The sequence below is a fragment of the Marinovum sp. J2-8 genome, assembly GCF_055808435.1.
This window is the reverse complement of the sequence record NZ_JBVVRZ010000002.1, coordinates 667,198-693,038: the sequence shown is the minus strand read 5'-3', so window position 1 is coordinate 693,038 and position 25,841 is coordinate 667,198. Positions and strand designations below refer to the sequence as shown.

22 protein-coding genes and 2 pseudogenes are annotated in these 25,841 nt (G+C 60.9%); 15 read left to right on the top strand and 9 right to left on the bottom strand.

Going from position 1 to position 25,841, the window contains the following annotated elements; all coding sequences use genetic code 11:
• The first annotated feature begins 9 nt into the window (after positions 1-9).
• The 9 genes and pseudogenes from AC0L4F_RS09205 to recN all read left to right on the top strand — a co-directional run bounded on the left by AC0L4F_RS09205 (position 10) and on the right by recN (position 10,879).
• Positions 10-351, top strand: coding sequence for a hypothetical protein (locus AC0L4F_RS09205; protein ID WP_244687610.1), 342 nt, complete (start codon positions 10-12; stop codon positions 349-351).
• A 99-nt stretch (positions 352-450) separates the two neighbouring features.
• A complete protein-coding gene (murB, locus tag AC0L4F_RS09200) occupies positions 451-1,380 on the top strand; it encodes a UDP-N-acetylmuramate dehydrogenase (RefSeq protein WP_244687607.1) in 930 nt (309 codons plus the stop codon).
• Between the two features lie 119 nt (positions 1,381-1,499).
• Positions 1,500-2,429, top strand: coding sequence for a D-alanine--D-alanine ligase (locus AC0L4F_RS09195; protein WP_280520523.1), 930 nt, complete (start codon positions 1,500-1,502; stop codon positions 2,427-2,429).
• Positions 2,417-3,415, top strand: a complete 999-nt coding sequence (locus AC0L4F_RS09190; RefSeq protein ID WP_244687605.1) for a cell division protein FtsQ/DivIB — start codon at positions 2,417-2,419, stop codon at positions 3,413-3,415. Before AC0L4F_RS09195 ends, AC0L4F_RS09190 begins: the two co-directional genes overlap by 13 nt.
• Positions 3,412-4,743, top strand: coding sequence for a cell division protein FtsA (gene ftsA, locus AC0L4F_RS09185; RefSeq protein ID WP_244687602.1), 1,332 nt, complete (start codon positions 3,412-3,414; stop codon positions 4,741-4,743). Before AC0L4F_RS09190 ends, ftsA begins: the two co-directional genes overlap by 4 nt.
• 228 nt (positions 4,744-4,971) lie before the next feature.
• The gene (ftsZ, locus tag AC0L4F_RS09180; RefSeq protein ID WP_244687599.1) at positions 4,972-6,642 is read left to right on the top strand and encodes a cell division protein FtsZ; all 1,671 of its coding nucleotides are present in this window, start codon (positions 4,972-4,974) and stop codon (positions 6,640-6,642) included.
• 492 nt (positions 6,643-7,134) lie between these two features.
• A complete protein-coding gene (lpxC, locus tag AC0L4F_RS09175; RefSeq protein WP_244687597.1) occupies positions 7,135-8,058 on the top strand; it encodes a UDP-3-O-acyl-N-acetylglucosamine deacetylase in 924 nt (307 codons plus the stop codon).
• 255 nt (positions 8,059-8,313) lie between these two features.
• Positions 8,314-9,192, top strand: a complete 879-nt coding sequence (locus tag AC0L4F_RS09170; RefSeq protein ID WP_244687594.1) for an outer membrane protein assembly factor BamD — start codon at positions 8,314-8,316, stop codon at positions 9,190-9,192.
• 38 nt (positions 9,193-9,230) lie between these two features.
• A pseudogene (recN, locus tag AC0L4F_RS09165) lies at positions 9,231-10,879 on the top strand (DNA repair protein RecN).
• A 3-nt stretch (positions 10,880-10,882) separates the two neighbouring features.
• On the opposite strand, the gene AC0L4F_RS09160 reads toward recN, so the two are convergent.
• Positions 10,883-11,386 (bottom strand): anthrone oxygenase family protein, encoded by a 504-nt coding sequence (locus tag AC0L4F_RS09160; RefSeq protein ID WP_244687592.1) that lies wholly within the window; start codon positions 11,384-11,386, stop codon positions 10,883-10,885.
• Positions 11,387-11,473: 87 nt separating this feature from the next.
• A complete protein-coding gene (locus AC0L4F_RS09155; protein ID WP_244687590.1) occupies positions 11,474-12,871 on the bottom strand; it encodes an FAD-binding oxidoreductase in 1,398 nt (465 codons plus the stop codon).
• A 76-nt stretch (positions 12,872-12,947) separates the two neighbouring features.
• On the opposite strand from AC0L4F_RS09155, the gene AC0L4F_RS09150 reads away from it, so the two are divergent.
• Positions 12,948-14,636, top strand: a complete 1,689-nt coding sequence (locus AC0L4F_RS09150) for a chloride channel protein (protein WP_473446280.1) — start codon at positions 12,948-12,950, stop codon at positions 14,634-14,636.
• Positions 14,637-14,667: 31 nt separating this feature from the next.
• The gene (locus tag AC0L4F_RS09145; RefSeq protein ID WP_244687587.1) at positions 14,668-16,005 is read left to right on the top strand and encodes an MBL fold metallo-hydrolase; all 1,338 of its coding nucleotides are present in this window, start codon (positions 14,668-14,670) and stop codon (positions 16,003-16,005) included.
• 32 nt (positions 16,006-16,037) lie between these two features.
• Here AC0L4F_RS09145 and AC0L4F_RS09140 read toward each other — a convergent pair whose 3' ends face one another.
• The 6 genes and pseudogenes from AC0L4F_RS09140 to cobS form a co-directional block, all read right to left on the bottom strand.
• Complete coding sequence (locus AC0L4F_RS09140) at positions 16,038-16,376, bottom strand: DUF427 domain-containing protein (RefSeq protein WP_244687585.1); 339 nt, start codon at positions 16,374-16,376, stop codon at positions 16,038-16,040.
• Between the two features lie 58 nt (positions 16,377-16,434).
• Positions 16,435-18,213, bottom strand: a complete 1,779-nt coding sequence (locus tag AC0L4F_RS09135) for an aminopeptidase P family protein (protein ID WP_244687583.1) — start codon at positions 18,211-18,213, stop codon at positions 16,435-16,437.
• A gap of 103 nt (positions 18,214-18,316) precedes the next feature.
• Positions 18,317-20,191 (bottom strand): annotated as a pseudogene (gene cobT / locus AC0L4F_RS09130) (cobaltochelatase subunit CobT).
• A 103-nt stretch (positions 20,192-20,294) separates the two neighbouring features.
• Positions 20,295-20,696 (bottom strand): hypothetical protein, encoded by a 402-nt coding sequence (locus AC0L4F_RS09125; protein WP_244687581.1) that lies wholly within the window; start codon positions 20,694-20,696, stop codon positions 20,295-20,297.
• Positions 20,697-20,798: 102 nt separating this feature from the next.
• Entirely contained in the window at positions 20,799-21,167 is a 369-nt protein-coding gene (locus AC0L4F_RS09120; protein ID WP_244687579.1) for a hypothetical protein, read from the bottom strand.
• A 195-nt stretch (positions 21,168-21,362) separates the two neighbouring features.
• Positions 21,363-22,349, bottom strand: a complete 987-nt coding sequence (gene cobS / locus AC0L4F_RS09115; RefSeq protein ID WP_244687576.1) for a cobaltochelatase subunit CobS — start codon at positions 22,347-22,349, stop codon at positions 21,363-21,365.
• Positions 22,350-22,519: 170 nt separating this feature from the next.
• Here cobS and AC0L4F_RS09110 point away from each other — a divergent pair, with 170 nt between their 5' ends.
• The 4 genes from AC0L4F_RS09110 to msrB all read left to right on the top strand — a co-directional run bounded on the left by AC0L4F_RS09110 (position 22,520) and on the right by msrB (position 25,067).
• Complete coding sequence (locus AC0L4F_RS09110) at positions 22,520-23,068, top strand: sigma-70 family RNA polymerase sigma factor (RefSeq protein ID WP_336623649.1); 549 nt, start codon at positions 22,520-22,522, stop codon at positions 23,066-23,068.
• Entirely contained in the window at positions 23,068-23,760 is a 693-nt protein-coding gene (locus AC0L4F_RS09105) for an anti-sigma factor (protein WP_244687574.1), read from the top strand. The genes AC0L4F_RS09110 and AC0L4F_RS09105 overlap by 1 nt, the downstream gene beginning before the upstream one ends.
• A 98-nt stretch (positions 23,761-23,858) precedes the next feature.
• On the top strand, positions 23,859-24,428 hold the full coding sequence (locus tag AC0L4F_RS09100; RefSeq protein WP_244687571.1) for a fasciclin domain-containing protein: 570 nt from the start codon (positions 23,859-23,861) through the stop codon (positions 24,426-24,428).
• Between the two features lie 153 nt (positions 24,429-24,581).
• Positions 24,582-25,067, top strand: a complete 486-nt coding sequence (gene msrB / locus AC0L4F_RS09095) for a peptide-methionine (R)-S-oxide reductase MsrB (protein WP_244687569.1) — start codon at positions 24,582-24,584, stop codon at positions 25,065-25,067.
• 103 nt (positions 25,068-25,170) lie between these two features.
• On the opposite strand, the gene AC0L4F_RS09090 is transcribed toward msrB, so the two are convergent.
• Entirely contained in the window at positions 25,171-25,803 is a 633-nt protein-coding gene (locus AC0L4F_RS09090) for a J domain-containing protein (RefSeq protein ID WP_244687567.1), read from the bottom strand.
• Positions 25,804-25,841 lie beyond the last annotated feature (38 nt).

Sequence of the window (25,841 nt, the reverse complement as noted above, 5' to 3'; positions counted from 1 at the left end):
AGCGGAGATATGGAACCGGATCAGATCAAATATGCCCTTTTCATCGCGGGATTGGCGATGGTGGCCGGTTTGTTGGGGCATCAATTGGTGCGGCGCGGCTCTGTGTGTGAATATTTCTGCCTGCTGGGAATGGTGATCATCGCTGGTGCGGTGACCTTTTCCATGGCGCAGTCTGCGGTGGGCTGGGATGCATTGGCCTATTTCCTGATTGTGGCGTTTCTTGCACTGCCGGCTCTGGCGGGATTGAGCCTTGGTGGGCTTGTCGCCTGGTGGCGAGCACGGCGCGACAATGCCAGCGCCCACGAAGATGTGCGGCCCGACGCCAGAGCAGAGGTTGGGGCTGAGGTCTGAGCAGAGGTTCGGGCAGAGGCCTAGCTGAAGACCGGTTGACGGGGCTTTTCCTGCGCTGCAAACCGCCTTATGACCGAAGCGTTTCGGAAAGGGCGGGTAATGAACAATTCTGTACAGATGCCAGAGGTGCGCGGACGGCTGACCCAGGATCGGGCGCTTGCCGATCTGACATGGTTGCGGGTTGGCGGACCGGCGGATTGGCTGTTTCAGCCCGCAGATACCGATGATCTGGCGGGGTTTCTGCGCGCGCTGGACCCGGCGGTGTCGGTCTTTCCCATGGGGGTTGGATCGAACCTGATTGTGCGCGACGGTGGTCTGCGGGCCGTGGTGGTGCGCATGGGGCGGGGGTTCAACGCGATTTCCGTTGATGGCACCCGGGTGACGGTGGGCGCCGCCGCATTGGATGCCCATGTTGCCAAACGGGCGGCAGAGGCCGGGGTCGATCTGACCTTTCTGCGTACCATTCCCGGTGCGATAGGCGGCGCGGTGCGGATGAATGCCGGGTGCTACGGGTCGTATGTCGCGGATCATTTTGTCGAAGCCACTGCCGTGACCCGCGAGGGCACGATTGTGACGCTCACCGCCGATGACCTCAACTTTCGCTACCGACAGACCGATCTGCCCGATGGCTGGGTTCTGACACAGGCCGTTTTGCAGGGCGCGCGCGGGGATGCGCAGGAACTTGCCCAAAAAATGGACGATCAGCTGGCCAAACGCGACGCCACCCAACCCACCAAGGACCGCACAGCCGGATCGACCTTTCGCAATCCGGCCGGATTTTCCAGCACCGGGCGGGCGGACGATAGCCATGAATTGAAGGCCTGGAAGGTGATTGACGACGCTGGAATGCGTGGCGCAACCATTGGTGGTGCGCAGATGAGCGAGAAACACTCTAATTTTCTGATCAACACCGGCAGCGCCACCGCAGCAGATCTGGAAGATCTGGGCGAAGAAGTGCGAAAAAAGGTTTTTCAAACCAGCGGAATAGCGTTACACTGGGAAATCATGCGGGTTGGCGAAAAGCTTTGACCCGCCAAGGTCGAAAAACGGCCAGATACTGAACCATATGGTTCGACATAATAAACGAACCGGCAGGTTCGATAAAATTAGGGCCCGAGCAGGTCCAGAAAAGTTGAGGCGATGTGAGCATGTCGAGCAGGGCAGGCTCCCGAGTTGCGGTGTTGATGGGTGGCCCCTCTGCGGAGCGTGAGGTGTCGCTGTCTTCGGGGCGCGAATGCGCTGTGGCGCTCAGGGGCGAAGGCTTTGAGGTTATAGAGATCGACGCCGGGCAGGATCTGCCCGCGCAGCTTGCCACAGCTGCGCCTGATGTTGTGTTCAACGCCCTGCATGGTCGTTGGGGCGAAGATGGCTGTGTGCAGGGCATGTTGGAATGGCTGGGTCTGCCCTATACGCATTCCGGCGTGCTGGCCTCGGCGCTGGCAATGGACAAGCAACGCAGCAAACAGGTTTTTCGCGACGCTGGATTGCCGGTGGTCGAAAGCGTGATTGCCGCTGCCGCCGATGTGCGCGCGGGCCATGTGTTGACGCCGCCCTATGTGGTCAAACCCAACAACGAAGGCTCGTCCGTTGGTGTCTATCTGGTCGAGGCCGAAAACAACGGCCCGCCGCAATTGTCCGATGACATGCCGGAATTCGTCATGGTCGAAACCTTTGCGCCGGGACGTGAATTGACAACCACGGTGATGGGCACGGGCGAAAATGATCCCGGGGCGCTGACCGTGACCGATATCATCACCACCGGGTGGTACGATTACGACGCCAAATACAAAGAGGGCGGATCGCGCCATGTGGTGCCGGCCGATATTCCACAGGACATTTTTGCCGCCTGCCTCGACTATGCGACGCGGGCGCATGTTGCGCTTGGCTGTCGCGGTGTCAGCCGCACCGATTTCCGCTGGGATGCGGCGCGCGGTCTGGATGGGTTGATCCTGTTGGAAACCAATACCCAACCGGGAATGACCCCCACATCGCTGGCACCGGAACAGGCCGCGACACAGGGCATCAGCTTTGGCCAACTTTGCGCCTGGATGGTGGAGGAGGCCTCATGTCATCGCTGAGTGATCCCCCCGCCAAAGGCCGGATTTTCCGCGCCTATCACCCGGCACATGGCGGGCCGACGCCGCCGGTTCAAACACCCCAAGCCAGACCCAACGCCCCCCGGCCCAATTCCCCGCGGCCCAAGGCCGATCCGGCACCGTCGCGTTGGTCCTATCGGATGCAGCGGTTGATGCTGACGCCGATGTTTCGCCATATGCTGCGCATCGGGGTGCCGCTGGCGGTGACCTTGTTGATTGGCACCATCTGGTTGTCCGATGAGACCCGGCGCGAGGCATTGAACAGCAAGCTGGTGGATATGCGTGTCGCGATCGAACAGCGCGATGAATTCATGGTGCACATGATGCGGGTCGATGGCGCCGGTCTTGGCGTGTCCGAGGACATCCGCGAGATCCTGGCCGTCGATTTTCCGGTGTCGTCCTTTCATCTCGATCTGGATCAGATCCGCGAAACGATTGCCGGTCTGGACGCGGTGGAACGGATCAGTCTGCGGATCAAGCCGGGCGGCGTGCTTCAGGTCAATGTGGTTGAACGGGTGCCGGCGGTGGTCTGGCGGTCGGGGCAGGGGCTGGAACTTCTGGATGCCCAGGGGTTCCGGGTGTCGGCCTTGGCCCATCGCTCAGAGCGCCCCGATCTGGCGGTGATTGCCGGCGACGGTGCTGAAACCGAGGTCGAAGAGGCGCTGGCGATTTTGGCGGCCGCGACCCCCCTGAACGCGCGTTTGCGCGGATTGGTTCGGGTGGGCGAACGGCGCTGGGATCTGGTGCTGAACCGGGGCCAGCGAATTCAGCTGCCTGCAAATCAACCGGTGCCGGCATTGGAACGCGTGCTGGCGTTGGACAAGATCACGCCGCACGGCATGTTGGATCGTGATCTGGCGGTGGTCGACATGCGGTTGCCGGACCGGCCAACGATACGAATGAATGACAACGCAGTCACAGAATTGCGGAAAATCAAGGCGGAAGAGCTTGGAGTTAGGGCAAAATGATCGAGTTGTATGAATCCCAGCGGGCCATGCGCAACATGCGCAAGGCGGCAATGCAACGCGGCGTGATTGCCATTCTGGACGTGGGCAGCGCCAAGATCGCTTGTCTGGTCCTGCGATTTGATGGCACGGAAAAAAGCGTCGATACCGGGGTTGGCTCGCTTGCGGGGCAATCCGGGTTTCGGGTGATTGGCGCTGCGACCACCCGGTCGCGCGGCGTGCGGTTTGGCGAAATCTCGGCGATGGGCGAAACCGAACGCGCCATTCGCACCTCTTTGCAATCGGCCCAGAAGATGGCCGGCATTCGGGTGGATCACGTGATTGCCTGTTTCTCCGGTGGCGGCCCGCGCTCTTATGGTTTGGCGGGCGAGGTCGAGGTCCATGGCCAGACGGTCGATGAGCAGGATGTGGCACGGGTGCTGTCGTCTTGTGATGTGCCGGACTTTGGCGCCGGGCGCGAGGTGCTGCATGCACAACCGGTGAATTTTGCGCTGGATCATCGTTCCGGGTTGGACGACCCGCGCGGTCAGATCGGCAACAACCTGTCCACTGACATGCATATGTTGACGGTAGATGCACAGGCGATCCAGAATCTGGCGCATTGCGTCAAACGCTGTGATCTGGAGTTGGCCGGGCTGGCCAGTTCCGCATATGTCGCGGGCAATGCGGCGCTGGTCGAGGACGAGCAACAGCTGGGCGCGGCCTGTATCGACATGGGCGGCGGGGCGACCGGTATCTCGATCTTCATGAAGAAACACATGATCTATTCCGATGCGGTGCGGATGGGCGGCGATCACGTCACCAGCGACATTTCCATGGGGCTACAGGTGCCGATGGCGATGGCCGAGCGGATCAAAACCGTGCACGGCGGCCTTGTCGCGACCGGCATGGATGACCGCGAGATGATCGGCATTGGCGGCGAGACCGGCGATTGGGAACATGATCGCCGCACCGCCAGCCGGGCCGAATTGATTGGCATCATGCGTCCACGGGTCGAAGAAATTCTGGAAGAGGTGCGCGTGCGCCTTGACGCGGCAGGGTTTGAGCATCTGCCAAGCCAGCAAATCGTGTTGACCGGCGGCGCGAGCCAGATCCCGGGACTTGATGCGTTGGCGTCTCGTATTCTGGGCCATCAGGTCCGGTTGGGTCGGCCGCTGCGGGTGCATGGTCTGCCGCAGGCGGTCACCGGCCCCGGTTTTTCGGCGGCTGTGGGGCTTTGCCTGTTTGCCGCCCACCCCCAGGACGAATGGTGGGACTTTGACCTGCCGGTCGATCGGTATCCGGCGCGTTCATTGAAGCGGGCGGTCAAATGGTTTCGTGACAATTGGTAGCAACCTGAGCCGTTGAATGCGGCTGCACCTGTGGATAACATTGTGGATAAACCGGCCATTTGACCGGGTTACCTTGTGTCATGACCACAATACTTCCGCCATATTTGGGAAATTCGCCGGCATCCGGCAGAAATGGGCATCTTTTTGCCCATATTTTGCGGTTTATTCATGTTTTTTACGTGACGCCGGCCTGCCATTTCGGCATAATGTAGGGTAATAGGCAGGAAAATGCCCGGTCAGGGTATAAAGCAGGCGGACAAGGCGGACAGTTATGACATTGAATTTTCAGTACCCGGACACGACGAACTGCGGCCCCGCATCACGGTTTTCGGCGTGGGCGGTGCAGGCGGAAACGCGGTCAACAACATGATTGAAAAGGCGCTTGAAGGCGTCGAATTTGTTGTCGCGAACACCGATGCACAGGCGCTGCAACAATCCAATGCTGCCAGCCGGGTGCAGCTGGGCGTCAAAGTGACCGAAGGTCTGGGCGCGGGCGCCAAGGCGACGATCGGCGCCGCTGCTGCGGAAGAAAGCATTGAAGAGATTGTCGACCATCTGGCGGGGGCACATATGTGTTTCATCACCGCCGGGATGGGCGGCGGCACCGGCACCGGCGCGGCCCCGATCATTGCGCAAGCGGCGCGGGAACTTGGGGTTCTGACGGTTGGTGTTGTGACCAAACCGTTCCAGTTCGAGGGCGCGAAGCGGATGCGTCAGGCCGAAGATGGCGTTGAGGCGCTGCAAAAGGTCGTGGATACGCTGATCATCATTCCCAACCAGAACCTGTTCCGGCTGGCGAATGAAAAAACCACATTTACCGAAGCTTTCAGCCTGGCAGACGATGTGCTCTATCAGGGTGTGAAGGGTGTGACGGACCTTATGGTGCGTCCGGGCCTGATCAACCTCGACTTTGCTGACGTGCGCGCCGTGATGGACGAAATGGGCAAGGCGATGATGGGCACAGGCGAGGCCGATGGCGAAGATCGCGCAATCCAGGCGGCGGAAAAGGCGATTGCCAACCCGCTGCTGGACGAGATTTCGCTGCGCGGCGCCAAGGGCGTGCTGATCAACATCACCGGCGGCACCGATCTGACGCTGTTCGAACTCGACGAAGCGGCCAACCGCATTCGCGAAGAGGTGGACGCAGACGCCAATATCATCGTCGGCTCGACCCTGGACGAGGCGATGGGCGGTCAGATGCGCGTCAGCGTTGTGGCCACAGGTATTGATGCCTCCGACGTGCAAATGGATATTCCGGTGCCGCGTCGTTCGCTGGCAGAACCTCTGAAACAGGTGCCCGCTGCGGCCCCCGCCGCTGTCGAAGCACCGGCCCCGGCCGAACCTGCGCCCGCACCAGTGGCGGCCACCCAGGCCGAAGAACATCAACCGGTGGCCTTTGAACAGGCCGCGCCCGAGGCAGCTGAAGCGCCAGAAGAACCTTCGTTGTTCAACGGGTTTGAGCAGCGCACGGATGTTGCGGCGGATGATGATCTTCCGCCCCCGGCCTATCAGCCGGACGTGCCGCAATTCGAACCCAGCCATGCACGCTACGAAGAAGACGAGACCGAGTCCTTTGTCGCGCCCAAGGCCCCGACACCCGGCACCCCATCGCCCGAAGCATTGGCCCGTTTGCAGGCTGCGGCACATCGTGCCGGTGGCGGCGCACCGCGCGGCGCAGAGCCACGTCAGGACGGCGCAGAGCCGGACCGCCCGCGGTTTGGTATCAACTCGCTGATCGGTCGGATGACCGGCCATGGTCAGGAAGGCGGGCATGCTCAGCAGCCGCGCCGTCAACCGCCAATGCAAACCCCGGCAGCAAGCCATGCGCCCGAGCCTCAGGCCGACCCTGAGCAGGAGCGGATTGAAATCCCCGCCTTCCTGCGTCGTCAAGCCAACTGAGGCACCGCAGCCCAAGATTGAAAAGGGTCCCTTCGGGGGCCCTTTTTTGTTGTGCGGCTGGTGCGGAGGGAATGTCTTGCGCCACCGCGGCGGTGGAGTGCCGGCGAAAACTGGCGAAAAACGGCGGAACCCCGGCACGCAAAATGCAACAAACCGCGCCAGAAACGCCCGGTTTGTGGTCACGATTAAGGGTTTGCACCATAATCATGCAATATGAATTCAGACATGAATTCAATGACTTGACCCTAATATGCAAGTTGTCGCCGATGGATTCGGCCATATGTTTCAACACGTTGCATTACGTTATTTGAGAAGATGCGGCACAATTCGTATCTCTGCCTCATCACCGATCCGCAGTGATGTCTTTTGGTGGCACCGGGCCTGAAACCGGGTTCCACCACGTCGACCGCCCAGGGCGGGAATTTTGCGGAAATGCTGCCGGGACCCTCAAAGGCCCCCATGCGGCAAGGGAAGAAGACAAGAGGTAGCAACGTGCAGGCAACGCTTAAATCCAAGATCCGCTTTGACGGTGTCGGCCTGCACTCTGGCCGCCCGGTACGCATGATCATTTCTCCGGCTTCGGCGGGATATGGCATCTGGTTCAAACGGACGGATCTTCATTTCGGCGACACCATGATCCCGGCGCGCTGGGATTCTGTTGTGCGCTCGCCGCTGTGCACGCGTATCGTCAATGGTGCCGGTGTCGAAGTGTCGACCATCGAACATGTCATGGCCGCACTTGCGGGCTGTGGTGTGCATAATGCGCTGATCGAAATCAACGGACCCGAGGTGCCGATCCTTGATGGTTCCGCCGCGCCATTCGTGGATGCAATTCTGGCCCGTGGCGTGCGGGAGCTGGACATGCCGGTCGCCGCGCTGAAGGTTGAAAAAACCGTCACCGTCGAAACCGACAGCGGCTGGGCACGGTTGTCGCCTGCGGACACGCTGTCGATGTCGTTCCATATCGACTTTGAAGATGCCGCCATCGGCAGCCAGGACAAGCAGATGACCCTGTCCAACGGGGCCTTTGTGCGCGAGCTGTGCGATAGCCGCACATTCTGCCGCAAGTCGGATGTCGATTATATGCACGCCAATGGCCTGGCGCTTGGGGGCACGTTGGACAATGCCGTTGTGGTTGACGGTGACAAGGTCCTCAGCCCCGGCGGCATGCGCCACAGCGACGAGCCTGTGCGCCACAAGATGCTGGATGCGCTTGGCGATCTGTCGCTGGCGGGGGCACCCATTCTGGGCCATTACACCGGTTATCGCGCCGGGCATTCGATGACCAACATGTTGTTGCATGCGCTTTTCAACACACCGGGTGCGGTGCGGTTTGTGGAATGTGATCGTGCCAGTGCCGCGCGTCTGCCCGGGGCGGGCGTGATGCGTCACGATATTCCCGCCGCTGTCGCCTGATTCCCAGGTGAACGGGGCGTCTGCATTGATCCGCCCCGCAAATTTTGCCCAGCTTTCCAAGGCATCACCTTCTTTTGCGCCTGTCGATGGTCGGCAGGCGTTTCCATTTTTGGGGAACTGTCGTATGCCCTTTAAGAGATTGCTGGCTTTGTGCTAGGACGGGTTAACCGGGCCAAACAGGCGTTGACGTTTGAACGCCGGGCTGGAACAAAGCCCGACATTCGGGCCGGACTATTGGGTGAGGGTTGATCAGGCATGACAGGCGGCAGACCACTTTTTGGTGTGACATCGCGGGCCATCCTTGTGGCGCTGGTGCTGGCTATGCCCCTGGCGGGGTGTGGCGAGTCGTATCGTAACGCGCGGGGCAATATCGGGGCATCGAACACCCCGATCGAGGCCTATACCGCCGAACAGATTTTCGAGCGTGGCGAATATGAAGTCGACCGCCGGAAATATTCCGAAGGGGCGCGTTTCTTTTCCGAGATCGAGCGGCTGTATCCCTATTCCGAATGGGCCAAGCGTGCATTGATCATGCAGGCCTTTGCCCATCACAAGGACAAGGAATACGAAAGCGCCCGGTCCGCGGCACAGCGTTATATTGATTTCTACCCGGCAGACGAAGATGCGGCCTATGCGCAATATCTGTTGGCGCTGTCGTATTATGACCAAATCGACGATGTTGGTCGCGATCAGGGGCTGACCTTTCAGGCATTGCAGGCGCTGCGCACCGTTATCGAAGTCTATCCAGACAGCGAATATGCCCGCTCGTCGATTCTGAAATTCGACCTCGCCTTTGATCACCTTGCTGCCAAGGAGATGGAGATCGGGCGGTATTATCTGAAACGTCAGCACTATACCTCGGCGATCAATCGGTTCCGGGTGGTGGTCGAAGATTTCCAAACCACAACCCACACCGCAGAGGCCCTGCATCGTCTGGTTGAAAGCTATCTGTCGCTGGGCCTGACCCAAGAGGCACAGACCGCCGGCGCAATCCTGGGATACAACTATCAATCCACCGAATGGTACGAAGACAGCTATCGTCTTTTGACCGGGCAGGGGCTTGAGCCGAAGTATTTCCAAGGCAGCTGGCTGGGGGCAATCTATCGCCAGATGATCAAGGGTGAATGGCTGTAACAGGGCGGCGGGCAACAGACCCGGCCCAAGGGGCGTAAATGCTGCGCGCGCTTGATATTCGCGATATGCTGATCATTGATCACCTCGAGCTGGCCTTCCAGCCGGGGTTGAACGTGTTGACCGGGGAAACCGGTGCGGGCAAGTCGATCCTGCTGGATTCGCTGGGCTTTGTGCTGGGCTGGCGCGGGCGGGCCGAATTGGTGCGGTCCGGTGCCAAACAGGGCGAGGTCGTGGCCGAATTCGATCTGTCCCCGGATCATGCTGCCTTTGCCGTGTTGGAAAAGGCCGGTCTGCCGACGGGGGATGAGCTTATTCTGCGTCGGGTGAATTCGGCGGATGGGCGTAAAACGGCCTGGGTCAACGACCGGCGCTGTTCCGGCGAGGTGCTGCGGCAATTGTCGGAAACATTGGTTGAATTGCACGGCCAACATGATGATCGCGGTCTGTTGAACCCACGCGGGCATCGCCGGATTCTGGATTCCTTTGCCGGGGTCGAGGCACAGTTGCGCGCCACCAGTGCCGCCTGGCGCAGCCTGTCTGCTGCCTGCAAGACGCTGTCCGAGGCAGAGGCGGCCATGACCGCCATGCGCGAAGAAGAAGATTTCCTGCGCCATGCGGTGGCCGAAGTTGACGCGCTTGATCCGCAACCGGGCGAGGACAGCGAACTGGACGCCAAGCGTCGGCTGATGCAGGGGGCGGAACGCATTCGCGAAGATATTTCCCGCGCGGGCGACGCACTTGGCAATGATGGCGCCGAAGGATCAATGGGCGAGGCGATGCGCTGGCTTGACGGGGTGGCGGACCGGGCTGACGGTCGGCTGGACGCCCCGCTGGCGGCGCTGTCCCGCGCGCTGGAAGAGCTGGACACAGCCGTGCGTGGGATCGAGGAAACGCTGGATGTACTGGCCTTCAACCCACATGAATTGGAAGATTGCGAAGAGCGGCTGTTTGCCCTGCGCGCCCTGGCACGCAAGCACAATGTCGGGGCCGAGGCCCTGCCGGAACTGGCCGAGAGCCTGCGCGCGCGGCTGACCAAATTGGACCAGGGGGATGCGGGCCTTGCGGAATTGCGCAGCGCAGCAGATGCAGCGCAGGCTGAATATGACGCCGCCGCCGCCGCCCTGAGCGCCGCACGCCACGCCGCCGCGGGCAAATTGGACGCCGCTGTCACCGCAGAACTTGCGCCATTGAAAATGGAGCGCGCGGTGTTTTCCACCGAGATCACGGATGACACGCCGGGCCCTGAGGGGCGCGATGCGGTGGCCTTCACCGTGGCGACCAACCCCGGCGCACCGGCCGCCCGATTGGCAAGATTGCGTCGGGTGGCGAGCTCAGCCGGTTCTTGCTGGCGCTCAAGGTCTGTCTGGCCGAGGGCAATGACGGCGTAACGATGATCTTTGACGAAATTGACCGGGGTGTCGGCGGGGCCACGGCGGATGCGGTCGGGCGCCGGTTGGCGGCACTGGCCGAGGCCGGTCAGGTGCTGGTGGTGACGCATTCGCCCCAGGTTGCGGCGCTGGGTGCGCATCATTGGCGGGTGGAAAAACGGGTGACCGGCGAGCAGACGCTGTCGCAGGTGGTGCCATTGGATGCCGGCGACCGGATTGACGAAATCGCCCGCATGGTGGCGGGCGACACCATTACGGACGAGGCGCGTGCCGCGGCGCGATCCTTGCTGGCGGGCTGAAGATCAGCCGCGCGCCAGCCGTATCACCCCCATCAAACCGAACAGAAAGACAAAACCGGTGACGATTGTGCGGGCGATATTATAGACCTGCCAGGTGCTGGAATAGGCCTGCCAGATCACCTGCGCGGCCTCCGGATCCTCGGGGATTGTCACGGTCATCAGCGCCTCGTTCATGGGGACATTGACCGCCATTGTCACGGCGAAAGCCCCGACAATATACAGCAACGCCGCGGTCCCGAACCAAAGCGCCGCCGCGCGATTGCGCCAGGCCAACACGGCAGTCAGGGCAAGCACCAGAGGGGTGCCAAAAAACGCCGGGGCAAAGACCGCATTGCGCACGCTGGCATTCATGCCGTTCATCGCCGCAATCGAAATGCGCGGGTCGATGGCATCCAGCCCCCACATGGTCGAACAGACCCAAGCGAAGAAAAATCCAAAGATGGCGGCGCTCAACAGCATGGCGAGACAGGTGCTGATAAACAAAAATGGTGCACGGGCGAAGGTCATGAAAATTCCTTGGTTGGGTTTATGACGGATACCGCCGGGCCGTGACCCGGATGTGACAAGGCGGCGCAATCGCTGCCGCGCGGGGGGCTAAAACTGATTGCCGGGCGGCACCATCTTGCCGGGGTTCAAAATATTCTTGGGATCAAGCGCGCGTTTGATTTCTCCCATGACGCCCCAGGCGGGGCCATGTTCGGCGGCCATGAAATCCAGCTTTCCCATGCCGATCCCGTGTTCGCCGGTGGATGTCCCCCCCAGCGCCAGGGCACGTTCCACCATCCGCGCCGACAGGGCCTTGGCGGCGGCAATTTCCGCCGGATTGCTGTCATCCACCAAAAGGATCGCGTGGAAATTGCCGTCTCCGACATGGCCCAGGATCGGGCCGGGGATTGGGCTGGCGGCGATATCGGCCTGGGTTTCCTCCACCGCCTGTGCCAAATGCGACACCGGTACGCAGATGTCGGTAACCACACCACGCGCGCCCTTGCGCGAGGCGAGGATCGCGTAATAGGCATTGTGCCGCATGGTCCAGAGCGCGCTGCGGTCTTCGGCGTTCTGTGACCATTCAAACCCCAGCGCACCATGATCGGCGACGATTTCACCGAACTGTCGCGATTGTTCGGCCACGCCCGCATCGCTGCCGTGAAACTCTACCAAAAGATGCGGCAAAAGCGGGAATTCCATGCCGGAATAGGCGTTGACCGCCGCCGCCGTGGCCGCATCGACAAATTCGATCCGCGCCATCGGCAGGCCAAGTTGCACCGTATCGGTCACCGCAGCCACCGCGCGGGCCATGTCGGGAAAGGCACAGACCCCGGCGCTGATCGCCTCGGGCTGGCCATGCAGCCGCAGGGTCAATTCGGTAATCAATCCCAATGTGCCTTCGCTGCCCACCAACAGCGCGGTGAGGTCATAGCCGGCGGATGATTTGCGCGCCCGCGTGCCGGTGCGTATGATTTCGCCATCGGCCAGCACCGCCTCCAGCCCCAGAACATTGTCGCGCATCGTGCCATAGCGCACCGCAGTGGTGCCGCTGGCGCGGGTGGCCGCCATGCCGCCAAGCGCGGCATTGGCACCGGGATCAACCGGAAAAAACAGCCCCGTGGCACGCAGCTCTTGGTTCAGCACCTCGCGCGTCAGGCCGGGCTGAACACTGACATCCATATCGCCGGGGCGCACATCCAGCACCCGCGTCATACGGGAAAAATCCACCACGACCCCTCCCTCGACAGCCAGCGAATGCCCCTCAAGCGAGGTTCCGGTGCCCCAGGCCACCACCGGCACATCGAAGCCTGCACAAATCTTCACCAGGGCCGAAACTTCTTCTGTGGTTTCAGGATAGGCGACCGCATCCGGGGGGATTGGGGCAAAATAGCTCTCGGATCGGCCATGCTGGTCCAAATCGGACTTGGACGTCGTCAACCTCTGGCCTAACAAGGACTTAAGCGCCTCAATGGTTTCCTCTATCCGCGCCCCTGGTCTGGTCATGTCTGCCCCGTCTGATCACCGAAATCGCGCATTCTTACCGTAGCGGCAGAAGCGCGCAAAGATGTGATCGAGTGTAATGACAAATAACAACCAAAACCTTGCCCGACGCCAGATTTGTGAAATGGCCAATGTCTTTGCCCGTGGGTGGCAATTGCTGCGACATCGCGGGCCCAGTCAGGTGCAATTCTGGTTCATCGCATTGCTGATTGGCATTGCGGCGGGTTTTGCGGCGCTGCTGTTTCGCCGCGCGATTGATTGGTTGCAGGCCAGTGTTTACGGCACCGAAGATCTGAGCCAATTGCACAGTTTTGCCGGTACGCTGGATTGGTTCTGGGCGTTGATCATTCCGATGGGCGGCGGCATTGCGGTGGGGGTCATCCTGTATCTGTTCACGACCGATGGCCGGGTCCGGTCGGTGGCGGATGTGATCGAAGGCGCCGCACTTCACGATGGGCGGGTCGAACGCAAGGAGGGGCTGGCCTCGGCGGCCTCCTCCCTGATCACGCTGTCCACCGGCGGATCGACCGGCCGGGAAGGCCCGGTTGTGCATATTGCGGCGATGATTTCCAGCTGGGTATCCAATGTGTTGCATGCGGATGGCATCACCGGGCGTGATCTGTTGGGCTGTGCTGTGGCGGCGGCGGTTTCGGCCAGCTTCAATGCGCCGATTGCCGGGGCGCTGTTCGCGCTTGAGGTGGTGCTGCGCCATTTTGCGCTGCATTCCTTTGCGCCCATTGTGGTGGCCAGCGCGGCGGGCACGGTGATCAACCGGCTGGCTTTTGGCGATGTGACCGAATTTACGCTTCCCGGCACCACGGCCCTGGAATTCTATCTTGAACTGCCGGCATTTTTGATCCTTGGGATGGTGTGTGGGCTGGTGGCTGTGGTGATGATCCGGGCCATATTCTGGGCCGATGATCTGGAAAGCCGGATCCAAAGCCGCATTGGCATGCCCTATTGGATTCGCCCGATGTTGGCGGGGGCGCTGTTGGGCGCGATGGCGATCTTTTTCCCGCATATCATTGGCGTCGGATACGAGACGACTTCGCTGGCGCTGACCGGGCAACTGCTTTTGTGGCAAGCCATTGTTTATGCCATGCTCAAGGTGCTGGCCGTGGCCATCACCATGGCGGGGCGGATGGGCGGCGGGGTGTTTTCGCCGGCCTTGATGGTGGGGGCGTTGACCGGGTTGGCCTTTGGTCTGATCGCGACCGGCCTGTTTCCCAACCATTCCGGCGCCTTCACGCTGTATGCCTTGGCGGGGATGGGCGCGGTTGCGGCGGCGGTGCTGGGCGCGCCGATTTCGACCACGTTGATCGTGTTCGAACTGACCGGTGACTGGCAGACCGGATTGGCGGTGATGGTGACAGTGTCGATTTCAACGGCGGTGTCATCGCGATTGGTGGATCGGTCGTTCTTCCTGACCCAGCTGGAGCGGCGCGGTGTGCATCTGGCCGCTGGGCCACAGGCCTATTTGCTGGCGATGTTTCGGGTCAGTCAGGTAATGCGCCCTTGGGACGCCGAGACCGCCGCGTCCGAGGATGCCTGTTGGAAACTGGTCGAAGAAGGGGTGTATCTGAACGCGAATGCCACCCTGGAAACCGCGATGCCGATGTTTGACACATCGGGTTTGACGTTTGTGCCCGTCGTCGCATTACGCGGCGAGGGCCAGCCACCGGAATTGCGGGGGGCATTGTTTCACGTTGATGCGCTCAAGGCCTATAACCGGGCTTTGGCGGCGACGGCAGAAGAAGAACACAGCTGACTGACAGGCGCGTCGGAACAAAGGAATGACCATGCAGATCGAGTTTATCAATCACGCCTCAATCCTGATCACCGAGGGCGAGGTCGCGCTACTGACCGACCCCTGGTATTCGGGCCCGGCCTTTCACAAGGGCTGGCAGCTTCTGGTCGAAACCCCGGATGCGGCGGTTGACGCGCTGCTGGACCGGGTGACACATATCTGGCTCAGCCACGAACACCCCGATCATTTCTCGATCGCATTCTTCAAGACCCATGGGGCCAAGCTGCGCGCACGTGGCATTGCCATCTGGTTTCAGAAAATTGGCGATCAGCGGGTGGCCGAATTCATTCGCGGCCAGGGGATCGACCTGTGTGAAATGACCTTTGGCCGCGCCTATGACATCGGTGGGATGCAATTGATGTGCCTCAAGGATGATTGGTACGATTCACTTGTGTCGATCAAAACCGCGACGCATCACATTTTGAACCTCAATGACTGCCACATCGACAACCCGAAACGCGCGCGTCAGATCCTGTCGCAGGCGGGGCCATGTGACGTGCTGCTGACCCAGTTTTCTTATGCTGCATGGAAGGGCGGGCCGGACAACACCGCCTGGCGGCAAGAGGCGGCCCAGGCCAAGCTCGACAATATCGCGGTCCAGGCAGAACTGTTGAACCCCCGCGTCGTCATCCCCTTTGCCAGTTACGTGGCCTTTGCCAATACCCGCAATGTCTATCTGAACGATGCTGCAAACGGGCCACAGGATGTGCTGGACCGCTTTGGCGATGCGGATTTCGACATTCAGGTGATGAAACCGGGCGATGTATTCCGGGGCGAGGTCAGCGACGGGATGACCCGCGATGCGGTGGCGTTCTGGAACGCAGCGCGGGATCGGGCGGTTACCGGCCCCTTGATGGAATTCACCAGCAAAACCCCAGCCGAGCTTGAGGCCGTGTTCGCCAAATTCATTGATCGCGTTCATCGCAACAACAGCGTCATGGCCATGCGTCTGGCGCAAAAATACAGCCCGATCCGGTTGTTTCAGCCAGTGGTCATCGAATGCGATGATCTGAGGAAACGGTATGAAATTGATGTCCCCAACGGACAATTCGACGAAACGACCGCCGCGCCACATCTGAAAATGCATTCAGAATCGCTCTGGTTTCTGTTCCAGAATACGTTTGGTTTTGACACGCTGACGGTGAATGGCTGTCTTGAGGAAATGCAGGCGGGCGGATTTTCCCGCGCAGCGAAATCAATTTCGATCGAGACGCTGAACAACCTGTCGATCCGCTTTGGCCTGGGGCTGATATTCGAACCCCGGTTGATTGCGGTCACGCTTGGCCGGCTCTATGCGGCGGGCAAGAAATTGCGGGGTGGGGCGGCCTAGATCCGCCCCGGCCCTTGCTTGCGGGTTTGACCTCAGACTTCTTCGACCTGAAGATATGCGCCCGGTTGAAACGCCAGATACCCTTTGATCTCTGCGACTTCGGGTTTGGGATCTTCATAGCTCCAGACCACATCCTGAAGCGTCCGGTTTTTGGCATCAATCGAGAAATAGCTGGCTTCGCCTTTGTGCGGGCAGGTGGTTTTCTTGTCCGACGCGTCCAGAAAGGCCATCGCAATATCGCCACGCGGGAAATAGATCACCGGCTTGTGGCCATCTTCGATCAGTTCCAATGCATTGCTGCTTTCACCCAATACGGCGCCACCTGCACGGACAACCCAATTGCCCTCGGCTTTTACGATCCTGATTGTCATTTTCTATCTCCCCACGACACGTCCTTGTACATGCCCCGTGGCATGTAACCGTTTGATGTCAGATTTCTGCAGTTGCGGCATCCAACCACAGTGCGGCCCGATTGCCCAGTCTGTCGCGCAGCAATTGACGACATGTCGCATGATATTCATTCAACCAGCGCCGCTCATCTGCGGTTAACATGTCGGGCGCTATCAGGCGCCGGTCAATCGGGACAAAGGTCAGGGTTTCCCATTCCAGCATCCCGTCAACCGTGCCCCCAGGCAGGGCCGGGGCCGCGCGCACCGTCAAAAGGTTCTCGATCCGGATGCCAAAAGCGCCTTCGCGGTAAAACCCCGGTTCATTCGACAGGACCATGCCCGCCAACAGCGGCTCTGTGCCGGTGCGGGCCAGCCGCGCCGGACCTTCATGCACCGACAGATAGGCCCCAACCCCATGCCCGGTGCCATGGCCGTAATCCTGTCCGGCCTGCCAAAGCGGCATCCGCGCCAGCACGTCGAGATCCCGCCCCGCCAGCCCCTTGGGCCAGCGCGCACAGGACATGGCGATCATGCCCCGCAACACACGGGTAAAGGCCGCCACGGCCTCGGGCGGGGGGGTGCCAACGGCCATGGTGCGGGTGATGTCGGTGGTGCCATCGGCATATTGCCCACCACTGTCCACCAGCAACAATTCCCCATCGGCCAGCTTGCGGTTGGTTTCCTCGTTCACCCGGTAATGCACAATCGCGCCATTCGGGCCAGAGCCGCTGATCGTCTCAAAGGAAATATCTCGCAGCTGATTGCTCTCGCGCCGAAATCCCTCCAGCGCGGTCACCACATCAATTTCCGTCAGATCCCCCGGCGCTTCATCGTCCAGCCAGGCGAGGAACTCGCACATGGCGACGCCGTCCCGCAGATGCGCGGCGCGCATGCCGTCCAACTCGGCCTCGGTTTTGCAGGCTTTCGGCAAAACACATGGATCGCGGCCCTCGACCACCTCGGCCGTGATCGCATCAACCACCGCCAACGGCACAGTTTCAGGATCCACCAGAACCGGCCCATCCAGTTTGGCCAAAGCCGCCGAAAAATCATCCGGCGCATGCTGGCGCACATCCGGCCCCAGATCGACATCCCCCAGCTTGGCCGCTGCCATGAACAGATCAACCGTGCCATCGACATGCACCAAGGCAAAGCCATGGGCGACCGGATTGCGCGGAATGTCGGTGCCGCGGATATTGAGCAACCAGCAGAGCGAATCCGGCAAGGTGATGACCGCGACCGCGGCCCCCAGCGTTTTCAACCCGGCGGCCAGCTCGGCACGTTTTTCGGCCGACGTACGTCCGGCCAAGGCGTCGGGATGCAGATGAACCGGCTCCATCGGTGGCGCAGGCTGATCTTCCCAGATGGTGTCAATCAGATTGCCACAGCGGGTCAGCACAATCCCCGAACCGTTCAGCCCACGTTCCAGATCACGGTATTGCCGTAGGCTGTGCAACCAGGGATCAAACCCCAGATCGCTCTCCGACAGCCGCGGCCTGACCCAATCCGCCAATTGCACCTCGGGCCAATCCACCGGCGTAAAATCCTCTGCCACCTGGGATTTGACCTGCACCCGGTAGCGCCCATCGACAAACACCCCGGCCTGATCGTCCAACACCACGGCAAACCCCGCCGATCCGGTAAAACCGGTCAACCAGGCCAGCCGGTCATCGCGTGGCGCAACATATTCGCCCTGGTGCACATCTGCTTTCGGCACAATGAAACCGGCCAGGCCGTGCCGCGCCATCTCCGCGCGCAATTGTGCCAGTCGTGGCGGCCCTTGCTCGGGTCGTGCAGTGACGTCGAAGGTCTGAAACATATCGCAGGCCCGTCCTTCTTCTGTTCAAAAATATCCCGGGGGTGAGGCCGCAGGCCGAGGGGGCTGGCCCCCTTCTGATCGCCCGCAACACCCAGCTTTCGGCCTATCCGGTCTTGCGCATCCCCATCACCCGCGCGCGTGCACGTGGGTCTGTGTCAAACAAGGCCGCCAATTGCTCGGTCATGGCCCCCGCCAATTGTTCCACATCGGTGATGGTCACTGCGCGGTCGTAATAGCGCGTCACATCATGGCCGATCCCAATCGCCAGCAGTTCCACCGCCCGCCGCCGTTCCACCATGGCAATCACGTCACGCAGGTGTTTTTCCAGAAAATTCGCCGGATTGACCGACAGAGTGCTGTCATCGACCGGCGCGCCATCGGAAATCACCATCAGGATCTTGCGCGCTTCGGCAGGCCCACCATGCGGCGGTGCGCCCATTCCAGCGCCTCGCCGTCGATGTTTTCCTTCAACAGGCCTTCTTTCATCATCAGCCCCAGATTGGGCCGCGCCCGACGCCAGGGCGCATCGGCACGTTTATAGATGATGTGGCGCAGATCGTTAAGCCGTCCGGGCTGCTGTATCCGGCCTTCGCCCAGCCATTTTTCCCGTGAAAGCCCGCCTTTCCAGGCGCGTGTGGTAAAGCCGAGGATCTCGACCTTGACCGAGCACCGTTCCAGCGTCCGGGCCAGAACATCGGCACAGATCGCGGCAATGGAAATCGGCCGCCCCCGCATCGAGCCGGAATTATCCAACAGCAATGTCACCACGGTATCGCGGAATTCGGTGTCTTTTTCGACCTTGAACGACAGGGGCGTGGTCGGATTGGCCACCACCCGCGCCAGACGTCCGGCATCCAGAATGCCTTCTTCCAGGTCAAATTCCCAGGATCGGTTTTGCTGCGCCTGCAGACGGCGCTGCAACTTGTTGGCCAGACGCGACACCGCGCCCTTCAAAGGTTCCAATTGTTGGTCCAGATAGTCGCGCAACCGTTCCAGTTCTGCGGGATCGGCCAGATCTTCGGCGGCGATTTCTTCGTCGTATTCGGTGGCAAAGACCGTGTAATCCGGGTCGGCATCCGACACCGGCGCGGGCGCTGGCGGCTCCAGCGGGGCCTCGCCTTCGGGCAGTTCGGTTTCCTCGCCGCTTTCCTGATCGGCCATGTCATCCATGGTGACCTGGGCTTCGCTTGGGTCTTGTTGTTCTTCCTGGCCTTGTTCCGGGTTGGCCTCGGCCTGATCGTCCTGTTCGTCGTCCTGACCGGTCGAATCCGGATCTTGATCCTCGTCCTGACTGTCTTCGGCCTGATCTTCCGACTCGTCGTCGAGATCATCCGGGTCTTCGCCCAGCTGATCGCCATAGCCGAGATCCTGAATGATCCGCCGGGCAAATTTGGCAAACTGGCTCTGATCGGCCAGCAATTCCTGAAGATCCTCCATCTGGCCACCGGCCTGATCTTCGATGAAGCCGCGCCACAGATCCATGACATTGGCCGCCGCCGGTGGCAGATCACGACCCGTTGCCAGATGCCGGATCAGATAGCCCGCCGCCACTGGCAATGGCGCATCCGAGGCTTTGCTGATCTGGTCATAGCCGCGTTTCAGCGCATCTGCGTTGATCTTGGCGTCGATGTTGCCGGCGGTGCCGGGCATGTCGCGTGCGCCGACGGCCTCGCAGCGGGCGGTTTCCATCGAACTCGTACAGATCGCGGGCGATGTCACCGGGCGGGGCATAACGCGCGTGGGTCTTGGCGTCGTGATACTTGTGTTTCAAGGCCAGCGCATCCGCTGTGCCACGCGCCAACAGAACCTCGTCGCGGCTCATCCGGCGGCTGACTTGGGGCAGGCGCATGGCATCGCCGGACACCCCGGACGGGTCCACCGAATAGCTGACGGTCAATTCAGGATCGTCCGCCATCACCTTGGTGGCTTCGGCCAGGGCTTTCTTGAACGGATCTGCGGGGTTGTCGGTCTGCGCCATGGAATGCCTGCGGAAGTGGTTTTCAACGGCGTCACCCTAGTGATGCAGGCGGGCAATGGCCAGAGAGCGGATGCGTTTTCCTGACTGCAATTTCTGCGCTCAGCTACCCGCCAAGGATCATGCGACGGCAGGTGTTGATGCGGGACGCCATGCGCGCCGCTGCCATGTCACGCCGCCGCGCGGTGTCGCCATATTGGTGCCGCGCCAGAAGATGGGCCATTTGCACCCAACCATCGGTGCGCCATCGCTGTGCCTGTCGGTTGTTTTCCGCGTCACCAATCACCGCATCCAACAGCATATCGAAATCGGACCGCATGCGCCGGGTGGTTTCATGCGCGGGATCGCCCACCGCCGCCTGTTGCACCGACAGCGCCCAGAGCCTGCCGGCGCAGACCGCAAACGCCTCTGCTCTGTCGCCCGCAGGGGGCGGAGATGCAAAGGCGGCGGACAGGGTCAACGCATTCAGAAGAGCCGCCGCCGCAAGAGGGCGAAGCTTCCGTACCATGTAACGAATTTACGACACGGGTATAGTTCAGGTCAATACAAAGTATATACGAAGTGGTTGGGGAAGGCCGCATAGGGCGGCGGTGCCCGGAATTTCAGCACATCAACTCAGCAACAAGCCGGTGCATTCCGAAAGCCTGATCTGAACCATTTTACTGGCCCGTCGGGCTTCGCGGGTATCGTCGGAAAATGTGGCGCGGGTCAGCAGACTGGCGAGGGCCATTTTGGCATCTATCCTGAGATGCAGGATTTCGCGCCCTTTGCCGGGCGGGGTGACCGCGCCAAGCAGCCCCATCATCTGCTCCCGTTGGCGTGCTGTGTGCTCTGATCCTGGCCCATCAAACATCCATTGATGTTCCATCCAGGCCGACAACCGCCCAGTACAGGTCGCAAACAGATGGGCCGGACCTGGCGCCGTTGTCGGCTGCGCTGGCAGAGAGGTTGAGGTCACCACCAGCGCAACGAAACTCATTAAAGTTTTCACACCGCTCATAATTGAAGCATATCACAAGATTAATGCGTCAAGAATTGGGCGTTATGAAAACTTTTGCCGTTGTTGTGGTTTCAGCACGGCTGCACATGCAGAAACAGCGCCCATTGGGCGCTGCTCATTCAGTCCCTTGCGGGCTGTCTTCGCGATGCGGGCCCGCAAGGGCCCAAAGAGCGGTCAGCCCAATGCGAGGCTCGCGGCGCTCTCTGGCAGTTCCTCGTCAAAGCAGCGCTGATAGAATTCCGCCACGGTCTGGCGTTCCAGCTCGTCACATTTGTTGAGGAACGACACCCGGAAGGCATAGCCGACATTGCGGAAGATCTCGGCGTTTTGCGCCCAGGCAATCACGGTCCGTGGCGACATCACCGTCGACAGATCCCCGTTCATGAAGGCGGTACGCGAAAGGTCCGCTACAGTGACCATCTGTTTGACGGTCTTGCGGCCTTTTTCGGTGTTGTAATGCGGGCATTTCGCCAGAATGATCGCGCATTCCGCATCAATCGACAGATAGTTCAGCGTCGCCACCAGCGACCAGCGGTCCATCTGGCCTTGGTTGATCTGTTGCGTCCCGTGATACAGCCCGGTGGTATCGCCGAGACCCACGGTGTTGGACGTGGCAAAGATACGGAAATAGGGGTGCGGGTTGATCACCTGGTTCTGGTCGAGCAGCGTCAGCTTGCCGTCAACCTCCAGCACGCGCTGGATCACGAACATCACATCGGCGCGGCCGGCATCATATTCGTCGAACACAATCGCGGTCGGGTTGCGCAGCGCCCAGGGCAGGATACCTTCCTGAAACTCGGTGACCTGCACGCCGTCCTTCAACTTGATCGCATCCTTGCCGATCAGGTCGATCCGGGAAATGTGACTGTCGAGGTTGACGCGCACCGCAGGCCAGTTCAGCCGTGCGGCGACCTGTTCGATGTGGGTCGATTTGCCCGTCCCGTGATAGCCTTGGATCATCACCCGGCGATTGTGGGAAAACCCGGCCAGGATCGCCAATGTGGTATCGGGATCAAACTTGTAGGTCTGGTCCACATCCGGCACGCGATCGCTGCGCTCGGCAAAGCCCTTGACCATCATGTCAGTGTCGATGCCGAACACATCGCGCACCGAGATCTCTTCAGAGGGTCTCATATTTGGGTCCATCGTGCCGTCCGCCATGGCCGCGTCCTTTTCGGTCTCAACTCGTGTTTTGCGTCACGGTTCGTGCACCATATTCGCAGCAGTGGCAAGAGCGGGGACCAGAATTGCCGGGTTGGTTTCGAAACGGGCCTTGCCACCACCGCATCGCGCTCTATCGTCAGGCTCAATCAGACACCGGGGGCATCACCGTGACGACGCAGGACCTTGATGATTTGTTGGCGCGGGTCTCCATGGCCGACCGCAAAGCATTTTCCGCACTTTATTCTGCAACATCCGCGAAACTTTTTGGACTCTGCCTGCGTATCTTACGGGACAGGGCACAGGCAGAGGACGCGTTGCAGGAGGTCTATGTCAAGATCTGGCAGCGCGCCGAGGCCTATCAACCCGGTCGCGTGCGGCCGATGACCTGGCTGATCACCGTGGCGCGCAACCATGCCATTGACGTGTTGCGGCGCAATCGCGCCGGAGAAGGGCGGGCCGATGGCGACGAAAGCCTGATCGACCGTCTGGAATCGCCCGACCCCGGCCCGGCCGAGCAGCTTGCCCAAAAGGGCGAGCGCGCCCGGATCGAAGCCTGCCTTGACGAACTGGCCGCCGAAAAATCCGCGGCGGTCCGGTTGGCCTATCTTGAAGGGGCCAGCTATGCTGAATTGGCAGCGCAGTTTGCGGTGCCGCTGAATACCATGCGAACCTGGCTGCGCCGCAGTCTGCAATCTTTGAAGGCTTGTCTGAGTTAATGAGTGACGCAACCGACATACCCGATAACGATTCCGTTCTTGCAGCGGAATACGTGCTTGGCCTGTTGTCCGAGGATGCCGCGCGCGACGTGGCCCGGCGGATGGTGCGGGAACCGGCATTGCGCGATCTCTGCGACACCTGGACAGAGCATTTTGCCGAGCTGGCCGCCGATCTCGACCCGGTGCCTGCGCCGGACGGGATCTGGACCTCGGTTGAAACCCGATTGTTCGGTGCGCGCAAACCGCTGTGGCGACGTCTTGGGGCGGGGCTTGGACTGGGGCAGGCGGTTTTGGGCGGCGCTTTGGCCGCTGGCCTGGCGCTGGCCGTGGTGCAATTTGGCTGGCTGGAACCGGACAGCGCGCCCTATACGGCTGCGCTGACCACAGAGGCCGCTGAAAATGTGGCCCGGATCGAGCTTGATGCAGACAGCGGCGCATTGACGGCGGAATTGATCGGAGCCTTCCCGGAGGATGGCCGCGCGCGCGAGCTTTGGTTGATCCAGGGCGACAATGCACCGGTGTCGCTGGGTCTGCTCAGCCCCGGCGTTGTTGTGGCCCTTGCGGTGCCTGATCCGCTGCGGGGCGCGCTGGATGGCGCTGTTCTGGCGATTTCGGACGAGCCCGCCGGCGGCTCACCCACTGGCCTGCCCACTGGCGCGGTGCTGGCCACCGGGGTCATCACGGCGACGTGATGTCTTTGTGATCGGTGGCGCGAAACTTTTGCGCCACCGCCTGCGTCTCTACTCCTGAGCGTGGCCACAACGGCCTCGCAAGACTGACAGGAGTTACCATGACTTTCGCCAAAACCACTCTGACCGCCGTGGCCCTTGCTGTGACCACCACCTTTGCTTTCGCCGAAAGCCATGCGGAAACCGGCAATCCAATGGTGGGCGGCGCGGCCATGTTCGCGGACAAGAACATCGTCGAAAACGCGGTGAACTCTGCGGATCACACCACGCTTGTCGCCGCAGTCAAGGCGGCCGGTCTGGTCGACACATTGATGGGCGAAGGCCCGTTCACGGTCTTTGCCCCGACCAATGCCGCATTCGACAAATTGGCAGGCGGGACCGTGGAAACCCTGCTGAAGCCGGAAAACAAGGATCAGCTGACCAAGATCCTGACCTGCCATGTGGTGTCGGCGGATGCGATGTCGATGGCGATCAAAGGTATGATCGACGACGACAACGGCAAACATCCGGTGCCAACGGTGGGCGGCTGCACGTTGCAGGCGACCTATTCCGGTGATGAAATCACGCTCGAAGACGAACGCGGCCGTATGGCCAAGGTGACAATCGCCGACGTCAAACAATCCAATGGCGTAATCCATGTGATCGACACGGTTCTGCTGCCTGCGATGTAAACCACGCTGGTTGCCGAAACATTGGATCGCGCCGCGCACACACACCCGGATAACGCGATTCAATGCCCGCCTCGGCGCATCTGTGCCGGGGCGGGACATGAATACTGGCCCACCCAAGCCAAACATCGCCACAATCTGTCAGAGGAGCCCGACATGACATTCTCAAGACGCCGATTTCTGACCGCCTCCGCCGCGACCGCCACATTGGCTGTCGGCGGATCGCCCCTTGCCTTGCAAGCCGCGACAGGCAGCTTCGAAATCACCCGCACCGATGCGGAATGGCGCGCAATGCTCAGCGATGCGCAATATGCCGTGATGCGACAGGAAGACACCGAACGCGCCTTTTCCTCGCCGTTGCATGACCGGAAAACCAAAGGCACCTACCTGTGCCGTGGCTGCGACCTGGAAATCTATGCCTCAGCCCACAAATTCGACAGCGGCACCGGCTGGCCCAGCTTCTGGCAATCTCTGCCCGATGCAATTGGCACAAAAGAAGACCGGTCGCTGTTTGCCACCCGCACGGAATGCCATTGCCGCCGCTGCGGATCGCATCTGGGGCATATCTTTGACGATGGCCCGAAACCAACCGGCATGCGCCATTGCCTGAATGGCGTCTCCCTGAAATTCCGCGCAGCCTAGCCCCGGGGGCGGATCACCCCAAGGCTTCTTCTGTTCAAAAATATCCCGGGGGGGTCGCCTTGGCGACGGGGGCAGAGCCCCCATTCACCTGGATCGGCGCAGATTACTTGTCAGCGAAGTTCCGGCTGTCCTTGACCTGTTCCCAGGCCCACATCACTTCGTTCAGCTGTTCTTCCTGCGATCGGTCCCCGCCGTTCATGTCGGGGTGCAGCACCTTGATCAGCGCCTTGTAGGATTTGCGGATCTGAACCTTGGTCCAGCTTTCACGGGCCTCAAGAATTTCGATCGCACGCCGTTCGGTGGGCGGCAAACGTCGGCTTGGGGTGCTGGGGTTGCGTCCGGGATTGCGGGTGGCATTTTCACCCAGAACCTGATGCGGGTCTTCAATGCCCAGCCGCGCCCAGGCCTTGGCCTCGGGGTCGCGGAAATCCTTGGTCTTGCGCTCCCACACCTTGTCGGATGTTTCCTGCGCATTCATCTCGGCTTCTGTCTTGCCCTCAAAGAAGCTCCACCGCGCGTTATATTCGCGAATGTGTTCCTTGCAGAACCAGAAATAATCATCCAGCACATCGGGCGCCTTGGGCGCACGATAGAGCCCGCGCTCTTCGCAGCCATCAAGATCGCAGACCCGCTGCGAGGTCTCGGATGCCCCGGACATACCACGCCGACCACGTGGATTTTTCTTCTTGGCGGATGATACGGACATATCGAATCCGAATGGGTCTGATTTACTCATAGCGCGCACCTTTTCGACTCGGACGTGGCAGTTTAGAC